Source organism: Streptomyces sp. NPDC058051, from assembly GCF_042885475.1.
Taxonomy (GTDB): Bacteria; Actinomycetota; Actinomycetes; order Streptomycetales; family Streptomycetaceae; genus Streptomyces.
This window is the reverse complement of record NZ_JBHVRW010000027.1, coordinates 83288-107598: the sequence shown is the minus strand read 5'-3', so window position 1 is coordinate 107598 and position 24311 is coordinate 83288. Positions and strand designations below refer to the sequence as shown.

Here is a 24311-nt window from a genome sequence, read left to right as displayed (position 1 = left end):
TACGCGCTCCCCTCCCGCCCTGCCGGGCTCGATGCCCGGCAGGGCCCGCCGGCAGGGACGCGGAGCCGCCCGGGACCGTCTCCCGGCCACCACGCGCGAGATCACCCGAAAGGGGGAAGGTCCTCCGGGCGGCCCGCTCGGCCCCGACTGCGTCCGTCGCGTCCGTACGGCCGGGCGCCCCCGCTCACGGCGGGATTTCCGACGAGCCGTCCAGGACACACACGGACCGTGGCGTGGGTACTTCCTTCGGGTGAGCCGGTGGGATCGGGGGCTCCATCACCGTCCGCCGTCTGCCACTGTGTGCCGTGCGCCCGTGGTCATCAAGCCCGGGAGAGGGCCTGAGCAGCCCCGGCGGGGCCGGAGGAACCGGGGGGACCGGCGGACGCCCGTCGCACCGGGTCGGCCGGACGGGTCAGGCCGCGCACGCCGCGACCGCCGGTGTCATGCCGCGCCGTGGGACGGCCGGATACATCCCGCCTCCCCCGCCGCCGCAACGGCCCCGGCGCTCACCGCCCTCGCACGCGGTTGTGGTCCTGTCCCTTTCGGAAGCCCTTGGAGCCAAGGTCATGCACGTCGCCCTCACCGGCGCCACCGGATTCCTCGGACTGCGCCTGCTGCGCTGTCTGCTCGACACGCACCGGTCGGTGACGGTCCTGGTCCACGCGGGGTCGGGTGACGCGCTGCGCCGCATCACCCGGTTCTTCGCCCTGACCGGCGTGCCCGAGCCGTTCGTCGCCGAACTCCCTGGCCGGCTGCGGGTGGTGGAGACCGAGTTGGAGCAACCCGGGCTGGGGCTGTCCAGGCGCGCGTTCCAGGAGTTGGCCGACGGTCTCGGCGCGATCTGGCACAGCGCGGGCAGCATCAACCTTGAGGGAGACCTCCCCGAGCTGCGCCGCACCAACGTCGAAGGAACCCGGCATGTGCTGGAGTTGGCCGCTGCCGGACGCGAGAGACCCGTGGTCCACCACGTGAGTACCGCCTTCGTCGCCGGGAGCCGGCGTGAGGGGGTGGCGTACGAGGACGAGCTGGACGACGCGTACGGCTTCGAGAACGCCTACGAACGCTCCAAGTACGAGGCGGAGGTGCTGATCCACGCGTGGTCGCGGGAACACCGCCGCCCGGTCGTGGTGCTGCGGCCGAGCATCCTCGTCACGGACCTGCCGCCGCACCCGGAACTGCCCTCGCATCCGCTTCAGGTCGTCGAGCGGATCCTGCGCGACGCGCGACGCACCGCCGGCCCCGGTAGCCCGGGCCACGACGGCGACGGACCCGGCGACCCCCACGACGCCGACCGGGGCGGCCGTCCCCGCGTCCGGTTGGTGGGTCATCCGCACGGCCGGCTGAACCTGATGCAGGTGGAGCACGCGGCCGGGGTCATGGTGCGGCTGGCCGACCGGACGCCGTCGGGCGGAGTCGACACGTACCACGTCGTCCACGACCGCGACGTGTCCGTGCCGACGATCGCGACCCTGCTGGAACGGCTGGCCGAGTTGTCGATCGACCTGGTCGCCACGGAGCCGGACGACCCGTCGGCGATGGAGGCGCTGGTGGCCTTCTACCCGGGTCTGACGGCCTACCTGACCCACCGACGGCGCTTCGACGACACCCGGGTCCGGGCCCTGTTCGGGTCGTCGGCGGCCTCCGACCGGGTGGACCTCGACTACCTGTGGTCCGGCCTGGTCCCGAGGGACCGGATTCCCGCCGGGCCGTCGCCCACCGCCTCCTTCCCGTCCGCCCGGTACGCCTGATCCGCACACCTCCTCTCCCGCTGGAGCCCCTCCGTGTCCGTCCTCTCCGCTCCCGCCGCCTCCGCCGCCTCCCCGCCGGTCTTCTCCCCCGAGGAGATCGCCGCCCGGGCCCGGCGGATCCGGGAACCCGTACACATCGTCACCGGGCCGAGCGGCCGTGAACTGGGGCTCGCGGCCGGTCCCGTACCCGACGGCCCGGTGCTCGGGACGCTGCCGCCGCTGTACCCCGAGTGGCTCGGCGGGCGCGTCTTCTGCGAGGCGCACGGCGTCCGTTTCCCTTATGTGGCGGGCGAGATGGCGAACGGCATCGCGACCACCCGGATGGTGTCCGCGATGGCCCGGGCGGAGATGATCGGGTTCTTCGGCGCCGGTGGCCTGGCGTATGCCGAAGTGGAGCGGGCCGTGCACGCACTGTCCGGGGAACTGCGGTCCCGTTCGAACTGGGGCGTGAACCTCATCCATTCACCGGCCGAACCCGCGCTGGAGTTCCGCGTCGCCGAGCTGCTGCTGCGCTGCGGTGTGCCCCGGATCTCGGCATCGGCGTTCATGGAGCTCACCCCCGCCGTGGTGCTGTGCTCGGCCCGGGGGCTGCGCCGCGGCGCCGACGGCGCAGTCGTGCGGCGCACACGGATGCTCGCCAAGGTCTCCCGGCCCGAGGTGGCCGGAAGGTTCCTCTCGCCCGCCCCGCCCGCGCTGCTGGACCGGCTCGTCGCCCAGGGGAAGCTGACCCCGCAGGAGGCCGGCCTGGCGGCCCTGGTGCCGGTGGCCGAGGACATCACCGTGGAGGCCGACAGCGGAGGCCACACCGACAACCGGCCGTTGTCGGCCCTGCTGCCGAGGATCGCCCTGCTGCGCGACGCGCTGTGCCGGCGGTTCGGCTACGACCGACCGGTCAGGATCGGCGCGGCCGGCGGGCTGGGCACACCGGCCGCGGTGGCCGCCGCCTTCGCTCTCGGCGCGTCCTACGTGGTCGTCGGATCGGTGAACCAGACGGCCACCGAGGCGGGCCTGTCCGAAGAGGCCAAGGCGATGCTCTGCGAGGCGGATGTCGCCGATGTGGCCATGGCACCGGCGGCGGACATGTTCGAGCTGGGTGTCACGCTGCAAGTACTGTCCCGGGGCACGATGTTCGCCCAGCGGGCCGGCAGGCTCCACGCGGCCTACCGGGCGCACGATTCGCTGGAGGAGATCCCGCCCACGGTGCGCGCCGCGATCGAACGGGACGTGCTGCGCGCCTCGTTCGACGAGGTCTGGCAGCACACGCGCGCGTTCTGGGAGAAGCGCGATCCCGCGGAGATCACGCGTGCGGAGGCCGATCCGAAGCACCGTATGGCGCTGGTCTTCCGCTGGTACCTGGGCAGTTCCAGTCGGTGGGCGATCACCGGCGAGACGGCCCGACGTACCGACTACCAGATCTGGTGCGGGCCGGCGACGGGCGCGTTCAACCGCTGGGTTGCGGGCACCTTCCTGGCCGAACCGGCGAACCGGTCCGTGGTGCAGATCGCGCTCAACCTGCTCGAAGGCGCTGCGGTACTCACCCGCGCCCATCAACTGCGCACCTACGGAGTCCCGTTGCCGTCCGAGGCATTCGCCTACACCCCGCGCGGGCTGGCATGAGCGGCCCCGGCGCCCCGGAGGCGTCAGCGGCAGTCGTCCGGCCCCGAGGAGACAGCGTGTCCGCCCGCACCCGTGGGCAGGTGCCCATCGCCGTGGTCGGTGTCGGCGCCCTGGTGCCCGGCGCGACGGACGCGGCCGGCTACTGGCGGATCCTGACCGGCGGCCGTGACCTGATCACTGAAGTGCCCGCCTCCCGCTGGCTGGTGGCGGACCACTACGACCCCGACCCGGCCGCCCCCGACAAGACGTACGCCCGCCGTGGCGCCTTCCTGCCGGAGGTGGACTTCGACCCGTTGGCCTACGGTGTGCCGCCCGCCAGCCTGTCGGCGACGGACACCTCCCAACTGCTCGCCCTGATGGTCGCCGACCAGGTACTGGCCGACGCCGGCGGCCTGTCGGGCATGGACCGCGACCGGGTCGGCGTCGTCCTCGGCGCGGCCTCCCTGGAACTGCTCCCGCACATGTACGGGCGTGCCCATCGCCCGGTGTGGCTGAAGGCGCTGCGGGAGAGCGGTATCGCCGAGGCCGAGGCGCAGGCCGTGTGCGACCGCATCTCGGCGCACTTCAGCCCGTGGCAGGAGTCGACCTTCCCCGGCCTGCTCGGCAATGTCGTCGCGGGCCGGATCGCCAACCGGTTCGATCTGCACGGCACCAACCACACCACCGACGCCGCCTGTGCCAGCTCCCTGGCGGCGCTGTCCACGGCGGTCGGTGAGCTGGCGCTCGGGCGGACCGACCTGGTGATCAGCGGCGGTGTGGACACCGGGAACGACATCGGCATGTTCCTGTGCTTCTCCAAGACGCCCGCGCTCTCCCGCACCGGTGACTGCCGTCCGTTCTCGGATGCGGCGGACGGCACCATGCTCGGCGAAGCGGTCGTCATGTACGCACTGAAGCGGCTGTCCGACGCGGAGCGGGACGGCGACCGGATCCACGCCGTGATCCGGGGCATCGGCACCTCGTCCGACGGCAGGGCCACGGCGATCTACGCGCCGCTTCCCGACGGTCAGGCACGGGCACTGCGACGCGCCTACGAGGAGGCGGGCTACGGTCCGCAGACCGTGGAGCTGGTCGAGGCCCACGGGACCGGCACGAAGGCCGGGGACACCGCCGAACTGACGGCGCTGCGCCAGGTGTTCGAAGCATCAGGGCGTACGGACGGGCAATGGTGCGCGATCGGCTCGGTCAAGTCGCAGATCGGACACACCAAGTGCGCGGCGGGCGCGGCGGGGCTGCTCAAGGCGGTCATGGCCCTGCACCACAAGGTGCTGCCACCGACCATCAAGGTCGACCGGGCGATGCCGGCCGCCGCCGCCCCGGACGGCCCGTTCTACGTCAACACCGAGACCAGGCCGTGGGTGCGGTCCGCCGGTCATCCGCGCCGGGCGTCGGTGTCGAGCTTCGGCTTCGGGGGCAGCAACTTCCACGTCACGCTGGAGGAGTACGTGCCCTCGGGCACCGCGGCCCGGGTGCCGCCGCGCCATCGCTCCGCGCCGAGCGAACTCGTCCTGTTCAGCGGCGCGTCGCCGTCCGGCCTGGTGCCGCCGGAAACGCACGGCGACCGTCCGCTGGCGGCGCTCGCCCGGGAGAGCCACAGCGCGTTCTCGCCCACCGATCCGGTCCGGCTGGCCGTCGTCGCCACGGACACCGACGACCTGAGGGAGAAGTACGCGCAGGCGCTCACGCTGATCCGGCAGCGGCCCGGCTCGGCGTTCTCGACACCGAACGGTGTCCGGTACGCCTTCGGGGATCCCGCGCCCGGCCGTCTCGCGTTCCTGTTTCCGGGGCAGGGATCCCAGTACGTCGGGATGGGCGCCGGCCTCGCGATGCTGTCACCGGCCGCCCAGGCCGTGTGGGACCGGCTGGGCGGTACCGGATTCGACGGGCGGCCCCTGCACCGGGTGGTGTTCCCGCCGCCCGCCTTCGCCGACGAGGAACGCGCGGCCCGGTCCGCGCTCCTGGCCGCCACCGAGTGGGCGCAGCCCGCGCTCGCGGTGCACGCGCTCGCCCTGCTGGCCGTCCTGCGGGATCTGGGGCTGCGCCCGGACTGCGTGGCGGGCCACAGTTTCGGTGAGCTGGTGGCGCTGCACTGCGCGGGTGCCCTGGACGCCGGTGCGCTGGTCGGTCTGGCCCGCAGGCGCGGTGAGCTGATGCGGGACGCGGCCGGCGTACCGGGCGCGATGCTGGCCGTGGCGGCGGACCGCGAACACGTGGGGGCGGTGCTGGCCGGTGACGATTTCGGCGACATCTGGCCGGCCAACCTCAACTCCCCGCGTCAGGTGGTGCTTTCGGGTACGAGGAAGGCTGTCGCGCGCGCGGAGAAGGCGTTCGCGGCCGAGGGTGTCGGCACGCGCCGGCTGACCACCTCGACCGCTTTCCACAGCCCGCTGGTCGCCCCGGCCGGTGAGCCGCTCGCCGCGTTCCTGCGCACGGTCCCGCTCACGAAGCCCCACATCGAGGTGTACGGCAACGCGGACGCGGAACCGTACCCGTCGTCGCCCGACGCCGTACGCCGCCGGATCGCCGACCACCTGGCCTCACCCGTGCTCTTCCAGGACCAGATCGAGGCGATGTACGCGGCAGGGGTGCGGACCTTCGTCGAGGTCGGCGCGGGCACCACGCTGACCGGCCTGGTCGGGCAGATCCTGGGTGACCGCGAGCACGCGGCCGTGCCCCTGGACCGGGCGGACCGGTCCGCGGTCAGCACCCTGCACACCGCGCTCGGTGAACTCGCCGTACGCGGTATTCCTCTCGACTTCGATCCCCTCTGGGCGCCGTACGCCTCGCCCGGAACCTCAGTGAAGGAGCGCAAGCCCCGGATGACCGTGAAGATCAGCGGAGCCAACTACGGTCGGCTCCACCCGCCGCGCACCGAAGCCGCCGCACCGCAGCCGCCCGCGCCGGAACACGGGCCGGAACTCCACCCGCATCCCGCTCCCTCGTCCGACATCCTGGCGGTTCCCCTGTCCGCGTACGCACCCGCTCCCGCGCGCACTCCGGAGCCGTCGGCCTACGGGACGGCACCCGCCCAGGAACCGGAGCCCGCGTACGGAGCCGAGCCGTCGCACGACCCCGTGCCCGCGTACGAGGGCGAGCCCGCGCACGACCCCGTGCCCGCGTACGGGGCCGAGCCCGATGCCGCCGTCGGCCCCGGGTGGTACGCCGCGGTGGAGAGCGTCCAGCGGCAGACGGCACAGGCCCACGCGGCCTGCCAACGCATGCTGACCGACAGTCATATGGCCTTTCTGCGGATGACCGAGACCACCCTGGCCGCGATGCTCGGGGCACAGGGCGTCGGCGCCGTGCTCGACGCGCCGGCTCCCCCGGTACCGCTGCCTCTCCCCCGCCCTTCGGCACCCCGGCGGACCCCGGAGCCCGCGACACCGCCCCCGGCAGCGGTCGACGTCCCCGGAGTTGTGCCCGCCTTCATGCCCACCGCGCCCTCTCTCGTACCCGCCGGGCCCGCCTTCGCACCCGCCGGGCCCGGCGAGGCACCGTCGCCCGCACCGGTCGCCGCCGAGGAACGGGCCCCGGCCGCCGTCCCGGTGGCCACCTCGACACCGGCCGCCGATGCCGCGCCGCTGTCGGCGCCGGAACTGGAGGAACTACTGCTCTCGGTGGTGGCCCGGCTCACCGGTTACCCGACAGAGATGCTCAACGTGGACATGGAGTTGGAGGCGGATCTGGGAGTCGACTCGATCAAGCGCGTCGAGATCCTGTCGGCCGTACGCCGGAAGGTGGGCGACGTGGCGACGGGAGACATCGGACAGCTCGGCAGGCTCCGCACGCTGCGCGAGATCGTCGAGGCGCTCACCGCGGCCGGCCGGCCGCCGGGGGCCCCTGAGCCGGACTCCCCGGCTGCGACCGGACCCCCCGCCGTCCCGGAGATCCCCGCCGTCCCGGAGATCCCCGCCCTGCGCACCGGGTCCGGGCAGAGCACGGCACTGACGAGACTGGCACCGCGCGCGGTGGAGTCACCGGCCTCCGGCCTGGCGACGGCAGGGCTCCTGGACGGGCCGCTCGTAGTGGCGGGCGGGGGCGCCGACGACGACGCGATCACCGCCCTTGTCGCGCGGAAGTTGACGGAGCACGGCGTGGACGCCACCACCGTGGCCGAGGTGCCCGAGGACGCACACGGAGTCGTGCACCTCGGCGGGCTGACCGGGGACGGCACGCCGGACCGTGCGCGGGAGGTCCACCGGTCGGTGTTCCGCGCGGCGCGCGCGGTGGCGGCGCAGGCCGCCGAACGCGGCGGACTGTTCGTGACCGTGCAGGACACCGGAGGCGACTTCGGGCTCGGCGGGCACGCACCCGACCGCGCGTGGCTGGGCGGCGTCGCAGGTCTGACCAGGACCGTGGCGAAGGAGTGGCCGGGTGTCTCGGTCAAGGCCGTCGACTGCGAGCGGGGCGGCCGGAGCGACGAGGAGGTCGCCGAGGCGATCGTGCGGGAACTGCTGGAAGGCGGCCCGGCTTTGGAGGCAGGTCTCCGCGCGGACGGCACCCGCACCACCCTGCGGACGGTTCCCGCGCCGGTGGTGCCCGGCAGCACCCGGCGGATCACCTCGGAGTCGGTGATCGTGGCCACCGGAGGGGCCCGCGGGGTGACCTCCGCCGCGCTGCTGGACCTGGCCAGGACCCACCGTCCGCGGATCGCGCTGCTCGGCAGGACGGCACCGGCCGCCGAGCCCGCAGGGCTCGCGTCGGCCGCCGACGAACCGGCGCTCACCCGTCTGCTCGCCGAGCGTGCGACCGGGGGCGCGGAGAGCCCCTCGCCCGCCCGGATCGCGGCGCGGGCCCGGGAGATCCTGGCCGCGCGCGAGGTGCGGGCCACGCTGGCGGCGCTGGAGGCGGCGGGATCCCCCGTCCGGTACATCCAGGTGGACGTCCGCGACGGCGACGCCGTCGCCGCCGCACTGCACGACGTACGTGACGCGTGGGGGCCGGTCACCGGCATCGTGCACGGTGCGGGAGTACTGGCCGACAAGCGGATCGCCGACAAGACCGACGAGCAGGTCGAGCTGGTGATGTCCACCAAGGTGGACGGCCTGCGCGCGCTGCTGGCCGCGACGGCGGACGATCCGCTGGACGTGATCTGCCTGTTCTCCTCGGTGGCCGCCGTGTTCGGCAACACGGGGCAGAGCGACTACGCCATGGCCAACGAGATCCTGGGTCAGGTCGCGTCGGCGGAACAGGCCCGCCGCCCCGGCTGCCTGGTGCGGTGCGTCGCCTGGGGGCCGTGGCGCGGCGGCATGGTCACGCCCGCTCTGGCCGGGCACTTCGGCCGGTCCGGGGTTCCGCTGATTCCCCTGGAGCAGGGGGCAGCCGCTTTCACGGCCGAGTTGGACGGCACGGCCGGTGAGGCCCGCGTCGTGCTGGTGGCCGGGGACGATCCGGCGGCCCTGTCCCCGGCCGGCGATCCGCGTCCGGCGCAGTTGCTGGTCCGGGCGGACAACCTGCCGCAGCTGGCCGACCACGCGCTCGCCGGGGTTCCCGTGCTGCCCGTGGCGATGGTCCTGAACTGGTTCGCGGGGGCGGCCACCGCCTGGCTGCCGACTGCCGGCCCACTCGTCCTGCGCGACCTGCGCGTGTACCAGAAGTGCGCCCTGCCCGAACTGGCCGGCACAGGCCACCGGCTCACCGTGCACGGCAGCCGGGGCGCGGCCGGTTCGTCGACGGGGCTGGAGGCGGAACTGCGCGGGGAAAGCGGCGTGGCGCACTTCCGGGCCGTGCTGGACACCGGGGCCGAAGAGCCGGATCCGGCCACGTGGGGCAGCCCGGACGGCCTCAAGCCGCTGGACCGTACCGAGTTGTACGACGGCGAAAGCCTCTTCCACGGCCCCCGCTTCCACTCCGTCCGCTCGCTGCACGGTGTTTCGGAACACGGGGCCGAGGCGATCGTCGCGGGCGTGCGCGTCCTGGAATGGTCCGGTGAGCGCTGGCCGCTCGACCCGGCCGCCGTGGACGGCGCGCTCCAACTCGCCCTGGTCTGGGCGCAGGAGGTACTCGATGCGGCGACGCTGCCGATGGCCGTCGCGGAGTGCAGGGTGTACCGGCGCGGCCCGGTGGACGACACGGTGCGGTGTGTGCTGCGAGGCCGGAAGGTTCACAGCACGGGGGCGCGCTGCGATGCGGCGCTGATCGACGCCGATGGGGCCGTGCGTCTGGAACTGCTCGGCGTGGAACTCGTCCGCCGCCCCTCCTGAGAGCCCCGCCCTCTCCTGAGAGCCCAGGCCCCCTCCTGAGGGCCCCGCCTCCTCCGAACCAGCCCTGCCCTGCCGTGAAGTGAGACCTGCATGGAATTCGAACCGATCGCCGTCGTCGGCCGGGGCTGCGTGCTGCCCGACGCGCTCGATCCGGACACGTTCTGGGACAACATCGCCGCGGGCCGCACCAGCCTGTCGGCCGTCCCGGAGGGCCGGTGGCGGCTGCCGCGCCACTGGGCCGTCGGCTCGGTGGACGACCACCTCGACCGGACCTGGACCGATGTCGGCGGGTACGTACGGGGGTTCGCGTCCGTCTTCGACCCCACCGGTTTCCGCATCGCCCCGGAGCGGATCCTGTCGCTGGACCCGCTCTTCCACTGGGTCATGTACGGCATCCGGCAGGCACTCACGGAGGCGGGCCGCGAAGGCCCTCTGCCGCGCGCGGGGCTGGTGCTGGGAAACCTGTCCTATCCCACGCCCGCGGGGGCGGCCTTCGCCGAGCACGTCTGGCTGTCCGCCCAGCGGCCCCCGCTCCGTGACGCCTTGCTGACGGGAGAGCGCCGCCAACGGCCCGACGCCCGGAACCGCTTCTCGTCCGGGCTGCCCGCCCGGCTCGCGGCCCGAGCCCTCGGGCTGGGCGCGGGCGCGTGGTCCCTCGACGCCGCCTGCGCGTCGTCGCTGTATGCCGTCAAGCTGGCGTGCGACCGGCTGCACGACGGCACGGCGGACCTGATGGTGGCCGGTGCGGTCAGCCGGGCGGACCCCCTCTATCTGCACGTCGGCTTCTGCGGGCTGTCCGCGACGAGCCGCACGGGGCGCAGCCGGCCCTTCCACCGGGACGCGGACGGGCTGGTGCACGGCGAGGGCGCCGGGTTCGTCGCCCTGATGCGGCTGTCCGAGGCCCGCAGCGCCCATCTGCCCGTACTCGGTGTGATCCGCGGTGTCGGGCTGTCCAACGACGGGCGCGGCGCCGGGCTGATCAGCCCGGCCGAGGAGGGACAGGTCCGTGCCATGCGCCTGGCGTACGACGCGGCGGGCATCGCGCCCGGGACCGTGTCACTCGTCGAGTGCCATGCGACGGGGACGCCGGTCGGGGACGCGGTGGAGGCGCGCGGCATGGCCCGGGTCTTCGGGACCGGTGACGACGTGCCCATCGGTTCGGTGAAGTCGAATGTCGGGCACCTGCTGGCCTCGGCGGGCGTGGCCGGGCTGCTGAAGGTGCTCGGCGCGCTGCGTGCGGGGATCCGTCCGGCGACGCTCGGTGCGGAACGGCCGCTGGAGGCGCTGGCGGGCACGCCGTTGCGGGTGCTGACCGCGCCGGAACCGTGGTCCGGGCCGCGCCGGGCGGCAGTGAGCGCCTTCGGGTTCGGCGGGACCAACGCCCATCTGGTGGTGGACCTTCCGGACGGCGACCCGGTGTCCGCCGGACCGCGGCCGATCCGCCCGGCCGCCGCCGTGCCCGCCCCGGCCCGGGTGCGGGAATCGCCGGGCGGCCGTACACCGGTGGCGATCGTCGCCCTCGGCGCCCGAGTCGGCGACGGAACCTGTACGGAGGACTTCCGGCGGGCGGTGCTGGGCGGTGAGCGGCGCGGCCCCGCCTCCGGGATCTCAGTGGAATTGAAGGACCTGTGCTTCCCGCCACTGGCCCTGGAGCGAACGGTGCGCCATCAGCTCCTGGTCCTGGAGGCCGCCCGGGAGGCCGTCCGGTCGGTGTCCTTGCCCCGGGAGCGGACCATGGTGGTCATCGGCATGGGAGTGGATCCCGAGGTGGCCCGGGCGGGCGCCCGCTGGAGGGTTCCCCACTGGCTGGAGCAGGCCGGGCTTGCCACCACACCCGGGTCGGTGGACCTCGCCCGGGACGCGTTCCTGCCGCCCGTGACCGCGGAGGGGGTGGTGGGCACCATGCCGAACCTGGTGGCGAACCGGATCAGTACCCAACTCGACCTGGCGGGACCGGGTTTCGCGGTCTCGGCGGAGGAGGCGTCCGGGCTGGTGGCGCTGGAACTCGCGGCCCGGTCCGTCCGGTCGGGGGAGGTCGACGCCGCGCTCGTCGGTGCCACCGACCTGTCCTGCGAGGCGGTGCATCGGGCCGCCCAGCGGGACCTCGGCCGCGCGGACGAACCGGGGGACGCCGCCGTCGTCCTGGTCCTCAAGTCCTTGGACACCGCGCGCAGGGACGGCGACACCGTCGTCGCCCTGCTCGACGAGGATGCCACCGGCGCACCCGACATGGTCATCGGGGACGGCCCCGACGCGGTGTTCGACCCGGCGTCGGCCTTCGGGCGCGCCCACGCCGCGTACGGGCTGGTCTCCGTCGCGGTCGCGGCGCTCTCGCTCCAGCACCGCGCGGTGCCGCGTCCGGGCGGTCCTGCGGATACGGCGGCTGTCGGGCACACCGCGCAGGCCGCGGTGACACCGTTGGAAGGGCCCACCGCGCGTGTCCGGCTGCGCGCGGGGGACGCCCGGCCGTGGCTGCGGGGCCCGGCTCCGCGGCTGCACGTCTTTTCCGGGCCCGGCCGCCGGGAGGTGCTGGCCGCGCTGGAGTCCGGTGCGGAGTCCGACGCCGGACCGGCCCGGCTGGTACTCGTGGCCGACGACGACGCGTTGCCGGGCCGGAAGGAGGCCGCCCGCCGCTGGCTGGCCGAGGGCGGAGCCCGTCCGGCCGATGTGCTGTACCGGGACAGGCCGGTCACGGGGCAGACGGCGTTCGTGTACACCAACGGCTCGGCCGCGTACCCGGGTATGGGTCACGAGCTGATGCTCGCGCTGCCGTCGCTCGGCGAGGCCGTCCGTGCCCGGCACGGGGTGATCGGTGCACGACCGCGGTCCGGGGCGGAGCGCGGAGTGCTCGACCAGATCTGGGGTGCCGCCGAACTCGCCGTCCACCACACCGTGTTCACGCGCGAGGTGCTCGGGCTCCGGCCGGAGGCCGCTCTCGGGTACTCCTCGGGCGAGTCGGCCGCTCTGGTGGCGCTGGGTGCCTGGCCGGACGCCGCGGGGCTGTACGACGCCACCCGGGACAGCGGTCTGTTCACGACCGGGCTCACCGGTGAACTCCGGGCGGTCCGACGCCACTGGGAGCGTCTGGGCGTCCGGGGCCGTCGCTGGTCGAGCCATCTGGTCAGTGCGCCCCTGGAAGCGGTCCGTGCCGAGCTCGCCGCCGAGGTCGCGGTCCATCTGATGGCGGTGAACGCCCCCGGAGTCTGCGTGATCGGCGGTGAGTCCCGCGCGTGCGCGGCCGTCGTGGCCAGGATCGGCGCCGACCGCACGATCGAGCTCGACTACGACATGGCCGCCCACGCACCGGAGTTGGCGGAGATCCGAGAGGTATGGCGTGCCGTCCACCGTCGTCCGACCGTCGATGTGCCCGGTGTGCGGTTCTACAGCGGGGCCACCGGGCAGTCGTACCGGCCGACGGCCGAGCGGGCCGCCGAGGCGCTCACCGCGCAGGGACTGAACACGATCGACTTCGCGGCCACGGTCGAGCAGGCGTGGGCCGACGGTGTCCGGGTCTTCGTGGAGCACGGGCCGCGCAAGCTGTGCACCGGCTGGATCAAGCGGGTACTCGGCGACCGGGAGCATGTGGCCGTCGCACTCGATGCCCCGGGCGACACCGGGCTGCGGCAGCCCTGCCTGGCGGTGGCCGAACTCGTCGTCGCGGGTGTGCCGGTGGACGCCGACGCGTTGTTCGCCCGGCTCGCGGAAGCCGCCACGGAGATGCCGCGTCCCGGGCCCACCGTCACCGTGCCCGTACTCGCGCCTCCGTGTCTGCCGCCGCTGGAGCCGGCCCTGGTGACGCTGCCCCGGGCCCCCGAGCTGGCACCGGTACCCGACCGGGAGGCCGGCCGGTCCGACGCACCGGGCGGCGCTGCCGTGCCCAGCTCCGACACCGCGGAGCCGCGCCCGCTGCCGGACGTCCGGCCGGCAGGCTCGGACGGGCGCGATCCGCGGACGTCGGGCGTCCGCGCCGCAGTCGTCCGGCAGAGCCTGCGGGTCGCCGCGCTCCACCAGGAGATCGTCGCCGGGCACACCGAGGCCCATCAGCGGTTCCTGCAGATGTCCGCTCTCGCCGTCACCGCGCTGCGGAGCACCGCGCCCGTTCCCGTACGGCCGCCGGGCCCCCCTGCCCCGCGTCCGGCCGCCGGGCCGCCGCCGGTCCCCGTACGGCCCACGCTCCGCTCGGCGTTCCTGCCCGCTCCCCCGCCGGAAGCGGCACCCGCACCACCCCCGAGGCCGGGGCCGAAGTTCGACCGCGCCCAGTTGGAGCACCTCGCCTCCCGGGAGATCTCCACGCTGTTCGGCCCGCGGTTCGCCGAGCAGGACGCGTACGCGGTGCAGACGCGGATGCCCGCGCCGCCGATGCTGTTCGCGGACCGGGTCACCGGTATCGACGCCGTGCCGGCGGCGCTCGCCGCGCCCGGCCCGGTGCGCACCGACGGGACGATCTGGACGGAGACCGATGTCCGGCCCGACAGCTGGTTCCTGGACTCCACCGGACGTATCCCGGCCGGGCTGCTGATCGAGGCGGGTCAGGCGGATCTGCTCCTGCTCAGCTGGCTGGGCGTGGACCTCCTCAACCGGGGGGAGCGCGCCTACCGGCTGCTGGGCTGCGAGGTGACGTACCACGGCAGCCCGCCGGAAGCGGGCGACGTCCTGCGCTACGAGATCCACATCGACGGCCACGCGGAGCACGAGGGCATCCGGCTGGCCTTCTTCCACTACGACGCCTATGTGGACGGCGAACTCCGGCTCAGCATCCGCGAGGGCCAGGCCGGGTTCTTCACCCCCGAGGAGCTCGCGGGCAGCGGCGGTGTGCGGTGGGATCCCGCCGGGCAGCCGCCCGGCGACGACCTGCCGCTCGACCCGCCCGCAGTGCGCTGCGGACGGACCCGCTTCGACGCGGACCGGGTGCGGGCCCTGACCCAGGGGCGGCCGGCGGACTGCTTCGGTCGCGGCTGGGAGGCGACGGCGGCCCACGTCCGCTCACCTCGGCTCGACGACGGCAGACTGCGGCTGCTCCACGAGGTGACCGCGTTCGACCCGGCCGGAGGGCCGTGGGGCCGCGGCTATCTGCGGGCCGAGACCCCGCTGTCACCGGACGACTGGTTCTTCGCGGGGCACTTCAAGAACGACCCCTGTATGCCGGGCACCCTGATGCTCCAGGGCGGTCTCCAGGCGATGGCGTTCTACCTGGCGGCCATGGGCTTCACCGTGAACCGGGACGGCTGGCGCTTCGAGCCCGTCGGCGGTCACCCCTGCAAGGCGATGTGCCGCGGCCAGGCGACTCCGGCCGGACGGCGGGTCGTCTACGAGGTGTTCGTGCGCGGTGTCTCGGCGGGGCCGGTGCCGACGCTGTACGCCGATGTGCTGGGCTCGGTGGACGGGGCGCGAGCGTTCCTGGGCCGGGACGTGGCGCTGCGGCTCGTGCCCGACTGGCCGCTGTCGCACTGGCGGCACTCGGGTCCGCCCGTCGTGCAGGGCAGCGGTGCACCGGTGCCGCTCCCCCTGCTCGGCGGGCTGTCCGGGCACCGGGAGAGGAGGCCGGTGGCGACGGCGGCCGAGGGATTCCCCTTCGACTACGCCTCGTTGCTGGCGTGTGCCTGGGGCCGGCCGAGTGAGGCGTTCGGTACCGCGTACGAGCCCTTCGACAGCACCCGTAAGGTCGCGCGGCTGCCCGGTCCCCCCTACCACTTCATGAGCCGGATCGTCTCGGTGGACGGTCCGCAGGGCGGTATGCGGGAGGGCAGCAGTGTCGTCGCGGAGTACGACGTGCCCGCGCGGGCCTGGTACTTCGAGCAGAGCGGCGGCCGTACGATGCCGTTCGCGGTCCTGATGGAGATCGCGCTGCAGCCCTGCGGGTGGCTGGCCTCGTACGTGGGCAGCGCGTTGACCACCGGCACGGATCTGCTGTTCCGCAACCTCGACGGGGCGGGAACGGTGACCGGTGAGGTCACTCCGGCGACGGGTACGGTCCGCACCCATGCCGAACTGACGCGTGTCTCCCGGAGCGGTGACATGATCATCGAGTCGTTCCGGGTGAGGTGCACGGCCGACGGCGTGCCGCTGTTCGAACTCTCCACGGTCTTCGGCTACTTCCCGCCGTCGGCCTTCGACCACCAGCAGGGCCTCACGGTGTCGGCCCAGGACCGGGCCCGTCTCGACGAGCCCTGCGACCGCGCGGTCGATCTGACCGCCCGGCCCGCCCGCTACTGCGCCGGGGAACCGCGGCTGCCGGGCCCCATGCTGCTGATGCTCGACCGGATCACCGGTTCCTGGCCGGACGGGGGCAGCAGGGGGCTCGGGCGGCTGCGGTCGGAGAAGGACGTCGTCCCGGACGAGTGGTTCTTCCGGGCCCATTTCTTCCAGGACCCGGTGCAGCCGGGGTCGTTGGGCGTCGAGGCCATGTGCCAGCTGCTCCAGTACCACCTGCTCGATCGCGGCGCGGCGGACGGCATTCCGCACCCCCGGTTCGAGCCGGTGCTGCCCGGCCGCGAGACGACCTGGACGTACCGCGGCCAGATCACCCCGGCCAACCGGCTGATCCGGGTGGACATGGACATCGTGGAGAGCGGCACGGACGCGCGGGGGCCCTACGCGACGGCGGACGCGTCGCTGTGGGGCGACGACACGTGCATCTACCGGGTGCGCGGGCTGGGCATGCGTGTGGTGTCCGACACGGCTCCCGGGCCCTCAGCCGCTCCCTGACGCGGGTGCCCTCGGGCGGTGGCCGCGGCCGTGCCGATCTCGTGTCCCGGCGGGCGTGCGGCGGCCCCGGCCGGAGCTGTCACCCCGGCATCGGCCCAGGCGTCCGTTCGGCGAGGAGCCGCAGGAGGCGGTGCCGGGACGAGTCGGACGCGACGGCCCACGACCGGCCCGGACGGCCGCAGCAGTACGTTCGCCGCCGGCTGGGTCAGTGCTGTGGGGTGTGCGTCACGGAGGGGGTCACCCGTTCGCCCGGGCCACGGGTCGTCCGACCTCGGCGCAGGCCCTGGATACACTCGCACGCATGGCCCAATCGTCCCGTAATGGTGCAAGCCCCGGGATGTGGCGGCGCGAGACGGGCACCGTGGTGCGTCGAGCCGCGGCACTTCCGGAGTGGGCGGCACCCTTTGTCATCGTCGCCGAATCACAGGTTTCTCGCGTTCCCACGGAGTGGGCGCCTCACTCGCATCCTCCGCACGAGCTCGTCTGGGTACGCGGGGGAACGCTGACGTCCCGTGTGGAGGACCGTGTCTTCACCGTGTCCGAGGGGCACGGGCTGTGGATGCCGGCCGGAACGGTGCACGGGGGGCGGATGACAGCGGGTGTGGAATTCCACAATGCCTTCTTCGCCCCCGACCGCACGCCGTTCGCCTTCGAGGGGCCGACAGCGATCACGATGACGCCGGTGCTGGAGTCACTGCTGACCCATCTGGCCCGCACGGATCTTGACGCCGCGGCCAGGGAGCGGGCGGAGTCGGTCGTGTTCGACGTGCTCCAGCCGTCGGAGCGCCAGTTCGCGTTGCAGTTGCCCGGCGATCCCCGGATCGACGCGATCGCCGAAGCCCTGCTGGACGATCCCGCCGACTGCCGCTCGCTGGACGAGTGGGCACGCACGCTGGGGATCAGCGACCGCACCATCGCACGTGCGTTCCGCCACGCGACAGGGCTTTCCTTCGCGCAGTGGCGGCAGATGCTGCGCGCCCATCGGGCTCTGACGCTCCTCTCTGAGGGGCTCGACGTGCAGACCGTCTCCGACGTGCTGGGCTATGCGCAGCCCAGCACCTTCATCGCCGCCTTCCGCCGGGTCATGGGCACCACGCCGGGCGCCTTCTTCGACGCGGCCGACGGCACCCCGGGCGGTGTCCGGAATCCCGTATCGGGTGTCCCGGACTCCTGATTGTCGACACGGCGAGTGGAATATAACCTTCCCCTAGTTAGGTAACCCTTAGTTGTTGCTCACCGCGTGCGGTCGTTCCGTGCGCCGGCGAGTCTGCGGCCCGGTCGGCGACGGCCGGACGGAGGGTGCCGCAGCCGTTGCCCCTCCAGTCACCCGGACCCACCGATGTTCACAAGCTCTTCCCTGCGCGCCGTTCCACGTGCCGCCGGCCCTCCCATGCCCCCGGCCGCCCTCAGCGGCCACGATCTGGTGCTGCGATACGGCAGGACACCGGTCGTCCACGGCGTCTCACTGACCCTGGAGCCCGGTCGCGCGACCGCTCTGGTGGGACCGAACGGCAGTGGGAAATCCACGCTCCTGCGTGCGCTCGCCCGACTCCACCCGGTGGACGACGGCCGGGTCACGCTCGGTGCCCCTGAGGGACACCCCGAGCGCGCGGCAGCCCTGCTCAGCGCGCGCCGGTTCGCGCGCGAGGTCACGTTGTTCTCCCAGTCGAGGCCCGCGCCACAAGGACTGACGGTTTCGGAGGTCGTGGCGTTCGGACGCCACCCGTACCGGCGTGGCTTCGCCGGCCTGTCCGCCGAGGACCGGAGCGCCATCGAGCACGCCATGGGTGTCACCGGCGTGCGGGACATGGCCGGCCAACCGGTCGGAGAACTCTCCGGCGGGGAGATGCAGCGTGTCTGGCTCGCGGCCTGCCTGGCCCAGGACACCGGCGTCGTACTGCTGGACGAGCCGACGAACCATCTGGACCTGCGCTATCAGATCGAGACGCTCGACCTGGTGCGCGACCTCGTCGAGGAACACGGCGTCGCGGTGGGGATCGTGCTGCACGACCTCGACCACGCCACCCGCGTCGCGGACACGCTGGTCCTCCTGCGCTCCGGCCGCGTGCACGCGGTGGGCGCACCCGCCGACGTCCTCACCGCGGAGAACATCGGCGAGGTCTACGACATCCGTGTCGAGGTCGGAGTGGATCCCCGCACGGGCCGTCTCCGCATCGACCCACTCGGGCGGCACTCCGCCCGGAGCGGCGCATCCGCTGCTCCGACCATTCGCTAGAAAGAGGATCCTCCATGAACCGTGCCCGTCGCCTGGCGGCATCAGCCGCCACAGGGCTCGCCGTCGCCTTCACCGCAACGGCTTGCGGCACGACCACTGTCGACAAGCCCTCGGCTGACAGTGCGAAGAAGGCGCCCTCCTCGGAGAGCTGCGCCCAGGACACCACGACGACGTCGAAGGGGCCGGTGTCCTTCAAGGACGGCGTCGGCCGGCAGGTGAAGCTCGACAAGCCCGCCGAACGGATCGCGGTCCTGGAATGGCAGCAGATCGAGGACGCGCTCACCCTGTGCGTCACCCCGGTCGCGGTGTCCGACCCGAAGGGCTACAGCACCTGGGTGAGCGCGGAGAAGCTGCCCGACGGGGTGAAGGACATCGGCACCCGTGAGGAGCCCGACCTCGACACGCTCTTCGCGCAGAAGCCCGACCTCGTCGTCGTGGAGGCCTTCAAGGCCGACGACGAGATCATCGCGAAGCTGGAGAAGAGGGGCGTCCCGGTGGTGGCCACGCGGGGGGCGGATCCGGACGACCCGATCGGGAACATGCGGAACGTGTTCAGCATGATCGGCAAGGCGACGGGGCGTACCGAGCGCGCCGACAAGGTGCTCAAGGAGTTCGACGATCACCTCGCCACGGCCAAGAAGCAGGTCAGCGCCGCCGGTCTGCCGACGAAGGACTTCCTGTTCTTCGACGGCTGGCTGGAGGGCGGCAACCTCACCGTCCGCCCCTACAGTGACGGCGCGCTGTTCACCGAGATAGGCAAGGAGCTCGGTATGAACCCCGCGTGGACCGACGACATCAACAAGGCCCACGGCGACGGGGGCGTCGATCCCTCGTACGGCCTCGCGCAGACCGACGTCGAGGGACTCACCGCGGTGGGCAACGCCAACCTCTTCTACGCCAATGACGAAGGAGCGGGCGGGTACGTCGAGGCACTGGGCAAGAACCCGATCTGGAAGTCGCTTCCGGCCGTGAAGGAAGGCCGCGCGCACTCGTTCCCGGCGCGGGTGTGGGGCGCGGGCGGCCCGCGCTCCTGCGCGCAGGCGATCGACGCGTACGTCAGCGTACTCAGCAAGAAGTGAACACACCGCAGACATCGGCCCCCGGAGGAAGCCCGCAGCCGCACACCGATCACGGCAGCGGCTCCTCCGGGATGGCCGTCCTGGCAGTGCTTCTCGTCGGGATCGCCGTGGTGGGCATGTGGCACCTGACGCAGGGGACGTCGGGCGTGGGCGTCTGGGATCTGGTGCGGTATCTCACCGGGGACCGGGAGAACGCCGACGGGGCGCCGGTCGGTGAGATTCTCACCGGCTCGCGCCTGCCGCGCCTGTTCGCGGGGGTGGCGGTGGGCTTCGCCCTCGGCTGCGCCGGCGCGCTGCTGCAGTCCGTCACACGCAACGCGCTCGCCTCTCCCGACACCCTCGCGGTCTCGGCCGGGGCCTACTTCACGCTCTCGCTCGTCGCGGCCCTCGGTCTCACCGTCCCGCTGTGGGCGTCGGGCGCCGTCGCCTTCGCCGGCGGTCTGCTCGCGGCGGCGCTCGTGCTGGCCCTCGCGGGCCGGGCCGCGGGCACCGCGGGCACGCGCCTCATCCTCGCCGGATCGGCGATGGCGATGGCCCTGGACTCGGCGACCGGGATGCTGCTCATCCTGTTCCAGCAGAACACGACCGGTCTCTACGCCTGGGGAAGCGGTTCGCTCGCGCAACTGAACATCGACGCGTCGGTACGCGCCTTCCCGCTCGTGGTCGTGGTGCTGTGCGTCGCCCTGGCGCTGTCCCGCAGGTTGGACGTGATGAACCTCGGCGACGACACCGCGTCCTCCCTCGGCGTGCCCATCCGCAGCACCCGCGTGACCGCCGTGCTCTGCGCGGTGCTCCTGACCAGCACATCGGTGACGCTCGCGGGCCCGATCGCCTTCGTCGGACTCGGCGCCCCCGTCCTGACCCGCCTGATCGCGGGACGGGTCCGGGCGCTGCGCCGGCATCTCCTCCTGGTGCCCGTGTCCGGGCTGCTCGGCGCATTGCTCATCCTGCTCGCGGACGCGTCGCTGCGCGCGATCCAGGGGGCCGGCGGGGCCGCCTCCATTCCCACGGGCGTACCGACCGCGCTGCTCGGCGCCGTCGTGATCGTGATCCTCGCGCTCCGCCTCCGCGACACGGGCCAGCTCCGGCAACCACCGCACGCGCGGGTCGGCACCTGGTCGCGCCGGTCGTTCCTCCTCCTCGTGCTCGGCGCGGTGGTACTCCTGGCCGCGGCGGTCCTCGTGGCGGTCCTCGCGGGGAGCCTCTGGCTGCGGACGGGGGACATCGCACTCTGGGTCAGGGGAGCAGCCCCGGACCTGATCGGCCAGGCGCTCGACGACCGGATCCCGCGCGTGGCCGCCGCCGTGCTCGCCGGCGCGGCGCTCGGACTGGCCGGAAGCGTCGTGCAGAGCGCGGTGCGCAACCCGTTGGCGGAGCCGGGTGTGCTCGGCATCACGGCCGGCGCCGGGCTGGGTGCGGCGAGCGTCGTGACGTCGGGCCTGCCCGGCGGACAGCCGCTGCTCGTCGCCGCAGCGGTGGTGACGGGGCTCGCCACGTTCGCGGTGATCGCCCTGCTGGCCTGGCGCGGCGGCCTCCTGCCCGACCGATTCGTACTGATCGGCATCGGCTGCGGATACGGCCTCAGCTCCATCACCACGTTCCTCCTGCTGCGTGCCGACCCGTGGAACACGCCCCGGATCTTCACCTGGCTCTCCGGCACGACCTACGGGCGCTCGCTGCCCGACGTCGTGCCCGTCGCGGTGGCGCTGGCGCTCGCACTCCCCCTGCTGCTCAGCATGCGCAACCAGCTCGACCTGCTCGCCGTCGACGAGGACACCCCGCGTGTGGTCGGCGTCAGGCTGGAGCGCACGCGCTTCGTCGCACTGGCGATCGCCGCGGTGCTCGCGGCGCTCAGCGTGATCGCCGTCGGTGTCGTCGGTTTCGTGGGGCTCGTCGCCCCGCACCTCGCCCGGTCACTGGTGGGCGGCCGGCACGGCCGGGTGATCCCGATCGCGATGCTGCTCGGCGGACTGCTGGTCTGCGTGGCCGACACCCTCGGCCGCACGCTCATCGCACCGTCCCAGATACCGGCGGGCCTCATGATCGCCCTGGTCGGAGCCCCGTACTTCATCTGGGTGCTCCGGCAGTCCCGCGCATGACGCCGAGCAGCGGCGCACCCGCGCCGACAGGCCCCGGGCCTACCGCGCGACCCATCGCCCCCGGCCGGGGTTCGCCCCACCAGGGCCATCGGCCGCCCCGGACCTCCGGGTCCGGGTCCGCGCCGTCGTGGGGACCTGCGACCGACGCCCCGCCCCTCGCCCCCTCCGACCCATCAGGAGTGCCGGAATGCCGCCTCACCAGGACACGTTCGTGAAGAGCACCGTCGTCCCGTTCGATCCCACCGAGCCGCCGGCCCGGCTGAGGCGTCTCGGACACCACGACGTGCTGGAGCGTTGGGGCGCGGTAGACCGTTCCGCCCACGCCCCGCACATCGTGGCCGTTCCGGATGAGGACGGCGAGGACTGGACCGCTGCCGCGCTCGTGACGTCACGCCCGCACACGGCCTACCTGAAGATCGTCGATGCCGTCGGTGACGTGTCGGCAGCCGTCGAAGCCGTGGTCTCCCACGCACGCCACCGGGGGCTCGCGCAGGTCAAGTGGGAAGGGTGGACGGCGAGCCGCGAGACCGCCGTCGCCGCCGGCTTCGCCCCGCTGCGTGTTCCGCGCGCGCACGCAAAGGACGCGAGCGGGCCCGGTGCCGGCTACGTGCGCTGGCTGTGCGACGGTGCGGTGGCCGAGCCCCCGTACTACGGACAGACGACGCACTTCACGTGCGGCGCCGTCACCGCCCTGGTCGCGCAGGCGCACGCGGGGGCGCTGCCGCAGGAGTCGCTCGACCGCCCGGCGGAGCTGACGCTGTGGCGCGACGCGACGAACCACCCCGCGTGCGAGCCCGTCGGACTGGGCGTCGCCGTGCGTCGGGCGTGGCCGTCGTCCCCGGTCACGATCTTTCTCGACGTGGACCGGCCCGTTCTGCTCGACCACTACCCGGAGAGCGAGCGGGAGTGGCGCGCCGTGCTCCAGCACACGTCGCGGACGGAAGCCGGACGGGTCGGTGTCCCGATCGACTCACATCACCTGTCCATGACCGCGATCCGGAGCGCGCTCGGCCGACGGGAGCACGTGCTGCTCCTGGTCTCGCTCGCCGAGATGCAGGGGTTCGACGTACCGCACTGGGTGCTCTGCCACGGCGCTGTTCCGGGCGCCGTCGTGATCGAGGACCCGTGGACCAACGCTGCCGCGGGGGACACCTGGGTCGACGCCCACCTGCTGCCCGTGGCCGACGCGTCGCTCGACGCGATGTCGACGCTCTCGTCGGACCGCTTCCGCGGTGCCGTGATCATCGGCTCCCCGGAGCCCGGCAGCACCGTCGGGCCTGCCGGTGAGTAGAGCCCGGCCGCTCGCCGTCCGCGTGGTTCCGGTACGGCTCCCCCACCGGCCGGTCGGTCGCGGAGCCGTGCCGGCTCCGGCGGGCACCGTGGCCGCCCGATCGGAAGTCACCTGACAGGCTCTCAGGCGTCCAGGTCGGCCTTGTCACGGAGGGCCTGCTCGACTGCCTCGCGTACCCGCTCCTCCTCGCGCCGTGCGCGCCGGACGCGAGCGCGGCGGACGAGCACGAACGCCGCGACGGCCGCGGCCAGGACGAGGATCAGGAGCAGGAGGAGGGTCCAGGGAACGGCCCAGCCGTGGGCGGTGGCCCGGACGGGTTCGAGGGCGGTGGTGGAGCCGGCCGCGTCCGTGATGAGCGGGGTGACGGTGACGGCGGCGGTGAGCCGGAGGGCCGGGGTGACGTCGTGGAGGGGGACCGTGACCTTCCAGCGCTCGCCGGGCAGCAGTTCCGGCGACGCGGCGATGGTGCCGGCGTCCGTGCTCAGCGTCCCGAACGGGCCGGTGAGGGTGACCTTCTGAGTGCCGGAGAGCAGGGCGTTGCCGGTGTTGTGGAGGCTGTAGGTCACCGTGGCGTCGCCCTGGGCGAACGGGTTGGCGGAGCCGTCGTAGCCGATGTGCACGTCCTCGACCGCGAGTGCGGGCCGCAGGGCTCCGCTGACACGCAGCTTGATCCGGATGCCCAGGCGCCTGTCGACAGCGATGCCCTCGGCGTTGTCGGACTGCTTGAGCGACGTCAGGATGCCGCCCACGTAGTCGCCGGGGGTCGCGTCGCGCGGGACCTTGACGGTGAAGGGGATCTCGGCGCTCTTGCCCGGGGCTATCCGGACGCTCTCCTGGGGGGTGTGGACCCAGGAGCCGATGGAGCGGGACTTCTTTTCCTTGGTGAGAAGGTCGAGTTGGCCCTTCTCGGTCGTGTAGCCGTCGGCGGCGTAGACCGCGAGACGCAGCGGGGTGGTGCCGTGGTTGGCGACGACCATCGTGTCCTCGGCCTCACCGCCGGGGTTGACGCCGTAGCTGAAGCTCGACCGGTCGTCACCGTATTCGTTCGCGGCCGTCCGGACCGTCCAGGTGACGTCGCCCTCGGCCGCCCGGGCCGGGGCGGTGAACGCGCCGGTGAGCGTCAGGGCCGCGAACAGGGCGAGGACGGCTGTGCGGACGAGGAAGGCGGTCGTGCGGCGAGGTGATGCCACTGCGTACATGGGGTCTCTCTCGGAAAGGGGCGTGGGGGGGGGCGGCGGCCCCGGCGCCCAGCCCCCCCCCGCCCCGGGCCCCCGCGCCCAGAAGCCCCCAGCATAGTAGGGTGGGGCCCGAGAGCCCCCACAGAAAGCGGTGC

At 73.4% G+C, this 24311-nt stretch carries 10 protein-coding genes; 9 read left to right on the top strand and 1 reads right to left on the bottom strand.

Going from position 1 to position 24311, the window contains the following annotated elements; translation table 11 throughout:
* Positions 1-566: 566 nt before the first annotated feature.
* The 9 genes from ACFVUT_RS31395 (at position 567) to ACFVUT_RS31355 (ending at position 22978) form a co-directional block, all read left to right on the top strand.
* The gene (locus tag ACFVUT_RS31395; protein ID WP_389656135.1) at positions 567-1748 is read left to right on the top strand and encodes an SDR family oxidoreductase; all 1182 of its coding nucleotides are present in this window, start codon (positions 567-569) and stop codon (positions 1746-1748) included.
* Positions 1749-1781: 33 nt separating this feature from the next.
* The gene (locus ACFVUT_RS31390; RefSeq protein ID WP_389656138.1) at positions 1782-3365 is read left to right on the top strand and encodes a PfaD family polyunsaturated fatty acid/polyketide biosynthesis protein; all 1584 of its coding nucleotides are present in this window, start codon (positions 1782-1784) and stop codon (positions 3363-3365) included.
* A gap of 56 nt (positions 3366-3421) precedes the next feature.
* Positions 3422-9568 carry an SDR family NAD(P)-dependent oxidoreductase gene (locus ACFVUT_RS31385; protein WP_389656141.1) on the top strand — a complete coding sequence of 2049 codons (6147 nt, stop codon included), beginning with the start codon at positions 3422-3424 and terminating at the stop codon, positions 9566-9568.
* A gap of 90 nt (positions 9569-9658) precedes the next feature.
* A complete protein-coding gene (locus ACFVUT_RS31380; RefSeq protein WP_389656144.1) occupies positions 9659-16273 on the top strand; it encodes a beta-ketoacyl synthase N-terminal-like domain-containing protein in 6615 nt (2204 codons plus the stop codon).
* Positions 16274-16610: 337 nt separating this feature from the next.
* Positions 16611-17447 (top strand): helix-turn-helix domain-containing protein, encoded by an 837-nt coding sequence (locus ACFVUT_RS31375; protein ID WP_389656380.1) that lies wholly within the window; start codon positions 16611-16613, stop codon positions 17445-17447.
* Between the two features lie 165 nt (positions 17448-17612).
* Positions 17613-18509: an ABC transporter ATP-binding protein gene (locus ACFVUT_RS31370; protein ID WP_389656147.1), complete on the top strand. Its 897-nt coding sequence runs from the start codon at positions 17613-17615 to the stop codon at positions 18507-18509.
* Positions 18510-18523: 14 nt separating this feature from the next.
* Complete coding sequence (locus ACFVUT_RS31365) at positions 18524-19588, top strand: iron-siderophore ABC transporter substrate-binding protein (protein ID WP_389656150.1); 1065 nt, start codon at positions 18524-18526, stop codon at positions 19586-19588.
* Positions 19585-21687 carry an iron ABC transporter permease gene (locus ACFVUT_RS31360; RefSeq protein WP_389656153.1) on the top strand — a complete coding sequence of 701 codons (2103 nt, stop codon included), beginning with the start codon at positions 19585-19587 and terminating at the stop codon, positions 21685-21687. Before ACFVUT_RS31365 ends, ACFVUT_RS31360 begins: the two co-directional genes overlap by 4 nt.
* Before the next feature lie 187 nt (positions 21688-21874).
* Entirely contained in the window at positions 21875-22978 is a 1104-nt protein-coding gene (locus tag ACFVUT_RS31355) for a peptidase C39 family protein (protein WP_389656156.1), read from the top strand.
* A gap of 122 nt (positions 22979-23100) precedes the next feature.
* On the opposite strand, the gene ACFVUT_RS31350 is transcribed toward ACFVUT_RS31355, so the two are convergent.
* Complete coding sequence (locus tag ACFVUT_RS31350) at positions 23101-24177, bottom strand: WxL protein peptidoglycan domain-containing protein (RefSeq protein ID WP_389656159.1); 1077 nt, start codon at positions 24175-24177, stop codon at positions 23101-23103.
* Between the last annotated feature and the right edge of the window lie 134 nt (positions 24178-24311).

Coding starts and splice junctions, on each gene's coding strand:
- ACFVUT_RS31365 (WP_389656150.1), top strand. CDS start 18,524: ATGAACCGTGCCCGTCGCCTGGCGGCATCAGCCGCCACAGGGCTCGCC.
- ACFVUT_RS31395 (WP_389656135.1), top strand. CDS start 567: ATGCACGTCGCCCTCACCGGCGCCACCGGATTCCTCGGACTGCGCCTG.
- ACFVUT_RS31375 (WP_389656380.1), top strand. CDS start 16,611: ATGTGGCGGCGCGAGACGGGCACCGTGGTGCGTCGAGCCGCGGCACTT.
- ACFVUT_RS31380 (WP_389656144.1), top strand. CDS start 9,659: ATGGAATTCGAACCGATCGCCGTCGTCGGCCGGGGCTGCGTGCTGCCC.
- ACFVUT_RS31350 (WP_389656159.1), bottom strand. CDS start 24,177: ATGTACGCAGTGGCATCACCTCGCCGCACGACCGCCTTCCTCGTCCGC.
- ACFVUT_RS31370 (WP_389656147.1), top strand. CDS start 17,613: ATGTTCACAAGCTCTTCCCTGCGCGCCGTTCCACGTGCCGCCGGCCCT.
- ACFVUT_RS31355 (WP_389656156.1), top strand. CDS start 21,875: ATGCCGCCTCACCAGGACACGTTCGTGAAGAGCACCGTCGTCCCGTTC.